At 35.5% G+C, this 13,130-nt stretch carries 10 protein-coding genes; all 10 read right to left on the reverse strand.

The annotated features are described in order from the left end of the window. Nucleotide 1: 1 nt before the first annotated feature. Complete coding sequence (locus tag A2536_11460; GenBank protein ID OGF47999.1) at nt 2-1,681, reverse strand: hypothetical protein; 1,680 nt, start codon at nt 1,679-1,681, stop codon at nt 2-4. A 2-nt stretch (nt 1,682-1,683) separates the two neighbouring features. Further along, nucleotides 1,684-3,348 (reverse strand): hypothetical protein, encoded by a 1,665-nt coding sequence (locus A2536_11465; GenBank protein OGF48000.1) that lies wholly within the window; start codon nt 3,346-3,348, stop codon nt 1,684-1,686. Between the two features lie 365 nt (nt 3,349-3,713). Next, nucleotides 3,714-5,315: a hypothetical protein gene (locus A2536_11470; GenBank protein ID OGF48001.1), complete on the reverse strand. Its 1,602-nt coding sequence runs from the start codon at nt 5,313-5,315 to the stop codon at nt 3,714-3,716. A 426-nt stretch (nt 5,316-5,741) separates the two neighbouring features. Next, nucleotides 5,742-6,746: a hypothetical protein gene (locus A2536_11475; protein ID OGF48002.1), complete on the reverse strand. Its 1,005-nt coding sequence runs from the start codon at nt 6,744-6,746 to the stop codon at nt 5,742-5,744. Nucleotides 6,747-7,113: 367 nt separating this feature from the next. After that, nucleotides 7,114-8,823 carry a hypothetical protein gene (locus A2536_11480; GenBank protein OGF48003.1) on the reverse strand — a complete coding sequence of 570 codons (1,710 nt, stop codon included), beginning with the start codon at nt 8,821-8,823 and terminating at the stop codon, nt 7,114-7,116. Between the two features lie 158 nt (nt 8,824-8,981). Then, nucleotides 8,982-9,452 carry a hypothetical protein gene (locus A2536_11485; GenBank protein ID OGF48004.1) on the reverse strand — a complete coding sequence of 157 codons (471 nt, stop codon included), beginning with the start codon at nt 9,450-9,452 and terminating at the stop codon, nt 8,982-8,984. Beyond that, nucleotides 9,439-9,996, reverse strand: a complete 558-nt coding sequence (locus A2536_11490) for a hypothetical protein (GenBank protein OGF48005.1) — start codon at nt 9,994-9,996, stop codon at nt 9,439-9,441. The genes A2536_11485 and A2536_11490 overlap by 14 nt, the downstream gene beginning before the upstream one ends. After that, nucleotides 9,993-11,552 carry a hypothetical protein gene (locus tag A2536_11495; protein ID OGF48006.1) on the reverse strand — a complete coding sequence of 520 codons (1,560 nt, stop codon included), beginning with the start codon at nt 11,550-11,552 and terminating at the stop codon, nt 9,993-9,995. Before A2536_11495 ends, A2536_11490 begins: the two co-directional genes overlap by 4 nt. Before the next feature lie 206 nt (nt 11,553-11,758). Further along, a complete protein-coding gene (locus A2536_11500) occupies nt 11,759-12,127 on the reverse strand; it encodes a hypothetical protein (GenBank protein ID OGF48007.1) in 369 nt (122 codons plus the stop codon). Next, nucleotides 12,124-12,954, reverse strand: coding sequence for a hypothetical protein (locus tag A2536_11505; protein ID OGF48008.1), 831 nt, complete (start codon nt 12,952-12,954; stop codon nt 12,124-12,126). The genes A2536_11500 and A2536_11505 overlap by 4 nt, the downstream gene beginning before the upstream one ends. Nucleotides 12,955-13,130: the final 176 nt, after the last annotated feature.

Below are 13,130 nucleotides of genomic sequence, written 5' to 3' on the forward strand. Positions count from 1 at the left end.
CCTACCTGATCAAGGAAAGTTTTTTTATCGGGAACCTAATAATATTCCCGTTATTTTCAATTTTTATCAGATAAAAGTACACACCTGAGGAGACCAGGGAAGCATCCCATTTTGTCTCGCGAAAACCGGCCAGTGTCTGGTTTTCTTCGATAGCTGCCACTCTTTCCCCTGCTGAATCGTAAACATTTATAAACACTTTTCCCGGTGTATCCACCTTGTAAACAAAAGTAACAGTTCCCGTCCTACACGGATTTGGATATGACGCAAGACCGTCTGCGCCGATATTTTGAGCAGTATTGATGATTTTATTAAAAACTACCGCGGTTGTATTTTTCGAAAGTGTGAAAATTTCAGTTTCATAAGGATTAAAACCGGCTTTATATATTTTTAATTTGTACTCTCCAAAAGGTACGCAATCAAAAGTATAATTGCCAGAATTATCTGTCCGGCAGGATTTTACGGCCAAAACACCGGACACGAGATCCATGCGGGTATCTTTCAACGGTGTTATTCCATCAGCATCATACATTATACCGTTGATTGTACCGGAGGTACTTATAACTATCTTTTTCGAAGCAGCAGCACTCTTGTTTCCCGCGTAATCTTCAGCAAGAACAAAGAAGTACCAATCTCCGTCAGCAATCATATCATAACATACTGTAAGATCATTTTTAAAAACCCAGCTGCTGCTGAAAGTCTCCGTAGAGTTCCTGCTTAAAATAAAGTGATAGCCTTTGACCCCTGTAGCCCCGTCTCCCGGCGCCTTGGAATCCTCCGACTCTACCCAGGAAAAATGGGGACAGTTATCAACACCGGGCAAGGAGTCAGGATGAGAAGAGGAATTAACTACGGGTATAGCCGGAGCAACGGCATCACATACAGAGGATGCCTGATTATTCCCGATCTGCTGTTCGTTAAGAGAGCTATCAACCCCTTGAACGGTATAGTAGTATCTCTTTCCATCAACTAAACCGCCGCTTAAAGATTGTGAAAAACTTTCAGTAACTGTATTTCCATCAGTATTTACCTGAGTCCCTTTTTCCCCGAATACTTCTGATCTGTATATTCTATAATAAGAAATACCCGTCATTCTCTGCCAGCTAAGCTCTACCCCGCCTCCAATTTTTGAAACAACAACAAGGGAGGTAATGGAAGTACTCAAACTCTTTGAAAGCGCAGAGACCGCAATATTCCCGATAACACTTTCATTTCCCGCTAAATCAACCGGCTTCACCCTGTAATAGTATGTAATTCCATAAATAAGACCGCTTGTATCAGTAAACTCATTTCCGTCAATCTCCGTAATCAAGCTCCCATTCGCAGACTGTTTTATCGATCTATAGACACGATATACTCTTGTAAAGGATTCGTTATCAAATACACTCGCCCAGGCAATCTTTATACTACCGTTTAAAAGGGTCGCAGAAGTAAAACTTTCGACTGCAGAAGGCGGTGTATCATCAATATTAACCGTAAAATACCAACCGTTATTTATTTGATAATGTGCGGAAGAAAACTCGCCGTTAAAAGCTCCGGCATCCCCGTTAATAAGATAATTTGAGGAGGAGGCTTCTGATATTCTGCCGGAACTATCCCCTTCATATTTCAAATCATACGTCAAAGAGGAAAAAGTTCCAAACATCAGGGAATTTAATAAAAATAATAAAAATAAAATTCTCATAATTACCTCAACAGTAATATTTTTTTGACTAATTGAGCGGAAACTCCGGTTTGCACGCTCTTAACCTTGAGCCTGTAAAAGTAAACCCCGTTTGCCCTGTCATTTATATTCAAATCTTTAATCTCGTTAATTCCCATAAGTGCATTTTTTTTAACAAAAGCCACAATATCTCCGGCTTCATTAAACACGGTCATTTCCACTTCTGAAGGATCCGTGACAAAATACCTGACCACAGGATTTTGCCCGGATCTGACCGGATTTGGCGCAGACCAAACCTCATTTTCAGGTAAAAGCGAGGTATTGTTAATAACCATTCTAAAATGAGATGTTTCACTCCAATTACCAAGCAAATCCATTGCCTTGACATGAAGATACCAGCTACCATTTTCTGTCTTTGGAAAGGACAAGGTATTCGAAGGGCAATTTATAACTTCAGACGGTACCGTAGCCGCGCTTTTATCAAAGGCACAGCTAAACCCCTTCACCCCGGTTCCTCCGTCATTATCGGAACTCTCAAAGATGAAGACAGGGCAATTGTTATTGCATCCGCCCCCGGAGGGGTGATAGGCGGGACTTTTGATGGACACCGGGGACGGAGCAGAGGTATCTTTAATTCGATACATTACCTGACCTGATTCTTTATACAATAAATGCAAATTCTTTTTAAACGAGGTAAAAAGCAGTTTGCCGGGTTGAGTAAGCGTACCTAAAATAATTTCGGAAGAAAAAGCAAGACCCTCATCCTCACTCATAGAAAGATATATTTTATTCGCTCCGGTTCTATTGTCAGACCAAACTACATATATGATTCCGTCTGTATCAATTGTGATAGCAGGGTTTTTTGCAGTACCTGAAACATTTGTCGAAACCGTCTTTTCCATCTCCCAGCCTGAAATTTTATACTTCTTGAAATATACTTTGTCAGCCTGTTCCCAGACTGCATACACAACACCTTTAGAGTCCACGGAACAGGAAAGTGAAGCAATTCCGGAAGAGGAAAAATTACTTTCTCCGCTCCAGGTAATACCACCGTCGCTGCTGGTAGAATATTCAGCATAAGATGACCCGCCTCCCTGCCAGAGGACAATCAACAAGTTTCCTGATTCAAACACAAAAGGATTTTCCGAACTCCCGCTACTTATTGTTTTAACGTCAGACCAGTTACTTCCGTTATTAAAACCTTTTTTGTAATAAATCACACCATCTTCACTCCAAACCGCGTGAACAGACCCGGTACTGCCTGAAAATATGTTAACGGAAGAACAATTACCTCCTCCACTCAGCTCCAGAGGATCCCCTGTCAAACCTCTTCTCAAGAAGACCCGGTAAATTCCCAAATTATTATCCAACCACGCATTATAAACAAAACCATTTATACCGGCAACTGAAGGGGACAAAGAATCATTGTTCACCGTAGAAAGAAATGAGTTTAACGACCAGGAAAGTATATTTTCCGTAGAATTCTTAAAGTAAACCCCGTTATTTGCGCTTCCCCCGTTACAGGCATAAGCAAATAGACCAACCCCTTTATCGGCAGAAACAGAAAAAGCAAAATCTTGAATACTTCCGCTGACATTAGTTATAGGTAAAGGATCCGTCCACCCGGTTAAAGCAAATAGAGCAATAGGAAAGAGATTAAATAATACGGTCAATATAGTTTTTCGCATCCTTACGCCCCTTGAGAATAAATAAATACGTCCGTAAAGTCTATAACATCCATAAAGTCTATAAAAGTGACAATGAACTTGTCATCCCGTGCTACGACACAAAAATTCGAATGATCGTGTCAGTTTAGCATCAATGTCTCAAATCAGACCTGGTTAAACATTAAGTTTAGAATTTCTAATTTAGAGCTTAGAGTTTGCCTTAAATGCCCCTTAAGTAATTATCTGTATTATATCAGAAATTTATGAGAGGTCAAGTAAAAAATGCAGTAAAATATTTTATGCTTTCTCATTTTGCTTGGATTTTCACTTCAGGCATATTTAATACAGTATTTTCTCGTTAAAAAGTCAAATGTATTGCCAGAGAATTACTTTCCTTCCCATTTTACCGCAATAACATTTTCAGGAAGCCCGCCGGATTTTCCCCAATCTTTTTTCAAATCCTCAAAACGATTCTTATTCAACTGAAAGAAAGAGAAACCTTTTTCCGTAAATTGAATTCCCGTATAATTATTATCAGCCATGCATTTAAACACTTTTTCTTTTGACCTTTCCTGTACATATACCCCCGGGTTTTCAGTATCATATTTGCAGAAAGTCAGTAAATCTTCTATGTATACCAAACCAAGAGGTCCTGTACTCCTCACAAAAAGAAGCCTCGGCATTATTAAGTGATATTGCTGCATGTATTTTGGTCCGTTAAAATAATAGCTATTCACATATACCACCATTTTATCTTTTGGAACCGACTCCATTAGCGGCATAATTTTGTTTACAAGTTGTTTATGGTAATCCCCGAAGGTTTTATATCCCTGTTCTTCAAGATCAATATAATACACATTTGATAACGCATATACCAGGACAACAGACACTGCAATTATTTTATAACTATATTTAAACAAATTCTTCTTTCCTGATGTTATTTTCATATTATATAATTTCATAACTACCGCGGAAATAATTATAGCGAAACCGGCAACGGGGATATACCTGTAGCGCGAATATTGAAAATATTTCACGGTAGGCACAGGAAGATAAGGAATTAATGTTATAAGCATCCAAAAGAGTCCAAAACGTATCATTTTGTCTTTTATTAATAATAGGCAGGAAAAATACGCAATCAAAACAATAATACTTACAACTATCACGGAATTGGAATTATAATCAAAGATACGGTAATTCAAATACATAAAATCAATATAATCAAAGATATTTTTACCAAGCTGAACCGGGATGGACATATCAAACTTATAATAAGATGAGATTGATTGCGTATTTTTCACAAATAAATAAATAATAATATAAGCAGCTGTTATCATAAAATAAGGAAGCAGTATTTTTATATTACTTAAATAGTTCTTCTTTGAAAACGGTTTATTGTTAAACAATAAAACATAAAGCATTAATAGCACCGGTATTATAACTGCATTAAATAAAGCAAGATGGGCAAGTAAAGCGAAAAATATAGAAATATAATAAATAATAATCTTTTTCGTTTTCCTGTAATATATAAAACCGGCAATGGTTAGAAGTATAAAAAGCATTAGAGTTGAATGTCCCCTGCCGGAAATCCAGGCAATAGCTTCAATCCCTTGAGCGCTCAAGCCATAAAAGAACATGACCAGGAGGGATAATACTTTATTATTTGAAACAAGAAGAACCACCAGCCCCAGCATTAATACATTTAAAACATGCAGAATTATGTTTGTGATATTATATCCGGCCGGATTAATCCCAAAAATAAGCATATCAATATAAGAGGACAGGGACGACATAAGCCAGGAATACCTTTCGACACAGGAAAGAAAATTCATTCTCATTTTTATAACAGAGGTAATTCCAAAAAAATCATCACCCGAAAAATAGTTATTAATCCACCTGCCATAAACAATCAATATAATTGCAGTAATAAAAAAACAGGCAAAAACATACTGCCTGCCGGTTAAGTCATCTTTTTTTAAATATTTCATAAGCTAAACGATTATAAAAGCTTTATATGCTTTTGTCAAATGGTTTTATCGTGGTGTTTTCCCATGATTTTGATATAAAACGATAAAAACCAAATATTATCAAGTAGTATTGGAAAAAGAAACTGAAAGTATTATTTTGTCATCTATGTAAAAGTTTGTCAAGACACAAATATACCACTAAGGCAAAATAAATGTGTTTGCCAAAACTCCTTCCGTAGCTAATCAGCAGAGTTCTTTTTTTGCCTTTTTTATGCTTTAATTACTTTAATTTCTCTTGGTCTTCAGTCATCTATCGGTGCTCTCTAAGAGCATTGTAATCTATGATTTAAACCAAGGGCAGATCAACCATTCCGTTGGACCTCTAGGGTCAATGACAAAAAGGATCTTGCCCTCAATCAAGCATTTTTTGGCAAAAAAATCACAAGCCTATCTGATTAACTTTAATATTTCTTCTTCATTGAAGTATTTTTTGTTTTTCCACACTGCAAGGCTTATCGCTGCTATCTTTCTGGATATATCATTGTAAGCATTTTTATCATTATAGCCGTTCTTAGTGAGATGATCAAAATATTGCTTAAAAGCGTTATTGCTATTAACTGCCGACTGTGCCGCCATTTTGTAAACGCACTTAAGTATACTGTTACCCCATATTTTACTGCTGCCATAACTAACGCCATCACTAGTTCGCTTGTGACGAACCAACCCGCAGTAACTGTAATATTTGTGCTTGTTTGCAAAACGCTTCGGATCAATTACGTATGCAACTATCTTTGCGGTTTGGATATCACCAATACCGGGTATTGATTTAATATAATCGACTTCTTCAAATTCTTTAGATTGTTCTTTAATTTCTTTCACATAAGAACCTCTCATTGTTTCCATTTCTCTCAGCAATTTATATATATTGCTTCCCACAAACTTATGTCCGGGATCCGCTATGTCTTCTATCAAGCTTTCATCGTTGTAAAGCTTTTTTCCTGTTTGTTTTTTTCCGGATCTTCTAAATATAGATTTATACCGATTTTTCATTCTTACAGCATCTTCAACCAATGCCATATAACCTGAGATTAATATCTTAAATTTTTCCCTCTTAGATCCATCATGATATACAGGAGTCAGAAAGCCGCCTCTTAAAAATCTTGCTAGCTTTCTGGCATCCAATTTATCAGTTTTTTTCTTTGTATAATCTTTGTTAGCGACTGGATTGCAGACCAATACTTCTTCTGCTTCCGGCCTTATTATGTCAAAGAGCCAACTGCTTATCTCAGATTCTTCGAAGGTTACTATCTTTTTTCCGGTAAAACTCCTCAGATAGTTTTTAATTAGCCTTCCGTTTGTTTCTATTTGAGAGCTATCCTTTTCGCAGCCCTTGTTGTCCAGAACACACATTGTACATGTTGACGAATGCGCATCAATTGCTATATAATTCATGTGGCCTCCTTTCGAAGTTTTTGTGTGGGATAGTATCTCTGATACTAAGCCCGTCTTCGTGATATATTAATATCACAAAAAAGGTCTGCTCTTAAAGAGCCTTATGTACCTTCTTCGGAAGGAGGTCTTTTACATATTACCATTCCGTGCTTGATACGGAATCCAGTGTCTTTTTTTCATTTATTCATACTAAAAAAAGGAGACAAAGACGTTGGATCCCTAATCCCTCCAAAAAGAATGGCGGGCAGGCGAGTCGAGAATGACAGAAAAATGAGTTTTTCAGCAACCTGTTAGTTTGTTTTGCCGTCCACCAGACGGATGCATACAAAAGTCATGCGGCTATCATACAATTGATTACACATTGCTTTTATTTAATATCCTCCATCTTCTTTATGATCCATTTGTAAGTACCGGCATTAACATATGCAATATTTCCGTCAGAGTATTTTGCTGTCAGCTTTTCAAACATTTTTTTGGCAATCTCGGTTTCTTTTTTCATGAGAAACCTTTCGATAGTTGTAAGATTACGGTCAATCTCATCCACCTGACTCGTTGAAAGGATTCGATCCTTATCGCCGATAACTATTTCCTCTTTTTTCTCGTCTACTTTCTTTTCTTTCATTTCCTTTTTCACTTCTATTCTCTCGTCTTCTACCTTTTCTATAAACATTGCATCAAGAAGTTTAAACCACTTCCTGCCAAAATCATCATATAATGGAAGGACCTCCTCGTTGCACCAGGCTTTGCCCGTCACCGGCTTATCATCCCAATAATCTTGAGTATAATAGACCTTGCATTCGCAATCCGCAGGAAAATTAACGGTCTTTTCGGAATAGTAGTTCCTAACAGGATTAAAAACAAAAAGCTTTTTTACTCCATTTTCTTTTATTTTTGCGGTTTCATTCAATAAAGTAAGACCTGACTCACCAAACCCCACAGCATAAAGCTTCTTATTCTCTTGTTTCGCCTTATTTCTCGAATAATCCAGGGCTTTAATTATCCTTTCTTTACATATTACATAATCATCCATGCTGATGTCTATGGTGACAACATTATACCCAAGTTCTTGAAGGTAATATATATTATCCATTAGATTTGTTGAAGTAAACTTCTTATCATGCAAAAACAATATAATATTTCCATTCTTCTTAACCGGATATTCCATTACATCATCTTTTGCTGAAGGGTAAAATGTTTTCTTTATAAAATCATGAGGAAGTTCTTCCCATTTTTTCCTGAACCCCTCTGAAGGAAAATTAAGTATTTTGCCTTCAAAAGAATACTTCACAGGCCATTTTTCAGCCGAAGGCAGCTTATTGTTATTCTTTCTTAAATCAATTATTCCCTTTACAAATTCAAACAGATATTCTTCCGCCATTTTGCTTGCGCCATGATGAAAATCCTGAGCTCCCATATTGGCATATATCGGGGGAGTTACCGGCCTCAACACTTGCATATTAAGAGCAGTTGAATCTTCCATGAACTTATCATTTGCTTTTTTTGTATCATCCCCCCAGGTATTTATCATCAACCATGCTACATCAGTCTTGACCGTTGGTTTATCATAATTAGCACCGCCAACTACAGCGACCGCATCAACCTTATCAGGATAGTATATTCCCATTTGCTGAGCCATGCTCGCACCACCGGATTCACCGACTATAATTAGTTTTTTCCTATCAAGGCCATAATCTGCTATTAATTTATCCTGAACTTTAAACATAAGGTCATGCCAGCCGGATTCCTTATAATAATACCATTTTGTCCTATTTTCCGGTTCTTCCTTTTTGTATTTATACTCAAAAGTAAAGACAGTACAGCCCATATTCTTCACAAAGTAATTATTAAACTCCCTGACGAAAAACTTTCTCTCTCCGACAAAAGGAGCGCAAAACACGATATTACTTGCGCTAGACATAATCCTGTTAAATTTCATAGGAACAGCATAAAAGACAGTAACTGTAGTATTATTTTCAAACTCTGTTGTAAAAGTATATTCCCCCCGTTTCACTGTAAATTCATCATCACAAAATAATGATAATATACTCATAAACAACAGAACCGCTGTCTTTTTCACAATATCTCCCCTTTTTTTCTGTCATCCCATACTCAGATACGGGATCCAGCGTCTTTAATAATATTCGTAGTTGCCTGATTCCCTCCAAAAACTGGCGGGCAGGCATCAGGCCGCTCGATTTATCGAGCAACTACAACTTTTTTTTGTCTTTTGCCATGTCAACCCAGTTTTTTTGAATACTTAAACCCACTATTCCCAGTTTTCAAATAAATCAATACGGTTAACCCCAATAACACAAGATCTCTAAAAATAACAATCACGCTTATATCCTCTTTAAATCCAAAGACATCAAAACATCCACAATCATGAATAAGTCCTCTTGCAAGATTCAATAAGATAGCTCCTATGAAAGCAATTAAAATCGCAGACAATATCAAGGCACTACTTTTTGCATAACAATTCAGAACTATCAATATTCCACAGACAAATTCCACCCAGGGAAGAACTATAGCAAAAATAGAAACCAATACATCAGGAAGTATTTTATACATCATTATAATAGCTTGAAAATGCTCCGGGTCGTACAACTTATTAAAACTTGAAAGGATAAACAATCCCCCTATTATCAACCTTAAAACAAACAAAGCCTTTTTATTTAGATATTTTTCAAATATTTTATTTTTTCTCATTTGTTCCCTTCTCCGTCGGATACCTTGCTTCCGACCACTCACCCCATCCACCGCTGTAAACCTTAATATTTTTATGACCTTTAAGTTTCAAAAGAATTGCCACTCTTTCACTCAATGGACAAAATGAGCTGCTGCAATAAACAATCAAAGCAAAACCTTTATCTATTTTCACTTTTGAACGCTTATATTGTTCTTCAAAACTGCCGACAGGAAGAGATATCGCCCCTCTTATATGCCCATAAGAATATATATCAGAGGTTCTTGCGTCGATAAAAACAGCTCTCTCTTCGTCGTAATACAATTTTGCCATCCGCAAATCAAGATACTCCAATTCATTGGTATAATCATGATTGACGATATTCTTTTCAGCATCAATAATTTTTCCGTCCTTATATATAATTATTTTTTGAGTAATGGTAGATTTTTTTATCTCCAACCCGAAAGGATTTATAGCGTTAAAGAGAAAGCCGACAGCAATACTGCATAAAACAATATTTAACGCAATCAGAGTGCCTTTAAACATAGTATTTCTATTATTTTTCACTCTATTACCTTTGTTATAAACTTATCAATCTCTTCTAACGCTTCTTTTCTTTTAGGTCTCAGATAAGTATCCGCGTCTTTATATATAATTGATTTAGAAATACCCATTTTTGCTGCTTTAACTAAAATATTTAAGTTTTCTAATTCATATTTTTTATCATTACCTCCATGAAGCAACAATATTGGTTGTTTTATTTTACTAATATACTCTTTTGTTGAAAGCTCAATGAATGGCCATTTTGCCGGAGCTCCAATAGAAGCAACAGCCTTTATTCTAGTACCCTCGTGGCTAGCTGCAGCTATTATTGAATATTGCCCACCTTCCGATTGTCCAACTAAAATGACAGGCAAACAATTCATCTCTTTTTTTCTTTCTACAAACTCAATCGTTTCTTCCAATTCTTTAGGAGCCCTAATATCAATATCTGTAAATTGTGGTGTCACAACAACATAACCTTTTTCCGCCAGAAACCTGATCGTACTTCGGGCCTCTCTTGTAATAATATTATTCTTATTGTCATACGAATAAATAATAACTGCTTTTACTTTACTTTTTGTAGGAGCAATCCGATAAACATTAATTTTATTAACCCCTATGTTCTTATATATAAAATACTTTGTACTCGAATATTCCTTGAGCCAAAAACCGATCATTAACAGAATAATACAACTCATAAGTGAAACAATCATAGGATACTTTAATGTTTTAAATACTCTTTCTAAATTTGCTCTTTCTTTTATCCAGATTCTTCCAATATATCCGAGGCTTAATGTTGTGAGAATGACAATTACGATATTCAGGCAGGGAGAAGCAAATAAAGTACTCGAAAATCCACAGATAAAATACCCTATTTGAGCAAAAGCAAATGAATAAACAATAGGATTGCGTTTTATTTTGTTTTCAATTATAAGCCCAATAGTAGATATGCAACTTAAAAACATAAACAAGAAAAACAGAAATATTCCTCCTCCTGCAGATATTGTTAAACAATTATTTACAGGAGTAGTATATTCTTGAAGCATATTCAAAGGCTGGTACCAAGCAATGAAGGTATCACCGAATTTACTAAAACCCGTACCCAATAGCCAGTTATCATAAGTTATTCCAATTGCACTTTTCCAGAGTATCAACCTATTCCCTATTGAGTCATCATCACTAAATATTGAGCCGGCTCTAGACATACCAAAAGGGACAATTGCTAGGAAAATAAAGAATATGGCAAGAAAGAACAATATAACAAGTCTTTCTTTTTTATCTTTAACTGCATAAATAAACATCATTGCCGTAAGTACGAAAGCAATAAATGCGCCTCTTGAGTATGTCAATACGAGCAGATATTCTGTAAATATTCCAGACAATAGAACAGATAAAAATAACATCTTAGAACCAATTTTATGCGGTTTTTTATTAAACAAATAAAACGTAACACCTATTAAAACAAAGACCACGATAATAAAAAACGCCCCGCAAAAATTGGGCGTTTCAAAATCAAGCTTTAATCTTTGATTATATAAAATAACTACCTCGCAAAATATTCTGCCTTGAATAATAAACAAAATTAATAAATATCGTAATTGAAAACCCCGAGAATGTTATAAAGACGTTGTTATCAATTTCTCAATAATTATCGAAATTTTAATAACACCTTGTAAGATATCATAGAAACTCTTCAGCTAAATACAACAACTTTCATGATTATGAGCCAACAATTTATCAGCACTGCATCCTTTTAAGTACGCAGTGCTGATAATATATTATTATTTTATTCGTCTGGAGTAGGTCCACTTTCGCCATTTACATGATTACATATCCACATCGCACTAGCATGAGAAAAATATGACGTTGTCCAATCCGCAGTATAATTAGAACACAAAACATATGATTGCGCATATCCAGGTATAATTTTAACTAAAATCAAATAGATAACCCCACCGTAAACAGGTAATGCAGTTCCCCCTACTTCAGAAAGGCAAACAAAACATGCCGCTTCATCAAGAACCACTTGTGCAGCATCAATTTCTGCAGATTCTGCTGCTCTATCACACTCACCTTGCGTATAAGAAAACAACGACACGGATGACACAAACAGCAAGCTGAACACAAATACTATACCAAATATACATTTTCTCATTTTCCATCTCCTTTTTTAATATTTTTATACATATCAATAATATTTTCAATTTCCACTATCTTCATATCTCCAGGTATTTCAAATAATTCATTACTTAATTCACAATTTATTTTAACTGAAGAATAATACTTTTTTGACATACATTTGCCTTTTCCATTATATGTAGTTGTTTTATATATAAATTTATCTGCTTTTCCAATACATAATTCAGTTGCAATAGGAAGCATATCTTCAATGTTAATATGCTTCATTTTTTCCATACGATCTTTTGGAATATATTTTCGTAAATTATCTGCCTGTTTTTTCAGGTCCTCTTTCGACGCTCCATTATTGATTGTAACATTAAAGCATGAAACACCATCGTATTCAGATTCATCCATGGAAAGCATAGTCTTATCATTCTCTGGCTTAACATTATTTACCGGATTAGGTTTATCAATTTCCTTAAACACTTTCGATGATATCTCTTTTTTCATCTTAATTGGTGACACATACTTATAAACTTGTCCATCATTAATAATATACATTCCGCTAGGGTTTTGTATTGTTATGCTTTTTTTATTCAAAATGACGGTTTCAATTCTCGTTAATATACTCCCATCATATATTCTTTTTTCATAATATTTTGAATCTACCGGACTATCACCCCTGTTTGACTGACTTAATGTGGCAGAAAATGTTTTAATATCTTTCATATTGTATTCGTTCACGGTTTTCAGATATTCCCTAATCTTTTCCTGATCAGTTTCGATTGTCTGCTTTTCCCCACAATGCAAAAGAGAAACAATAATGACACTTAGTAAAACTACGGCTATATTTTTAAACACTCACCAATCCTCCGTTTGATTTTTTCAAGAAACAAGCAAACATATAATACTATGATGCCAACGTGTTTGTCAATCAATTCTTCGTGTACACAGCGATTCCGCAACAAGCAAATTAAGCCATAACTTTTGCACTGAAAAATCAAGGATTTTATTCTTTTGTGACCCGTGTTAATAAT

It is taken from the genome of Candidatus Firestonebacteria bacterium RIFOXYD2_FULL_39_29, from assembly GCA_001778375.1.
Lineage (GTDB): Bacteria > Oederibacteriota > D2-FULL-39-29 > D2-FULL-39-29 > D2-FULL-39-29 > D2-FULL-39-29.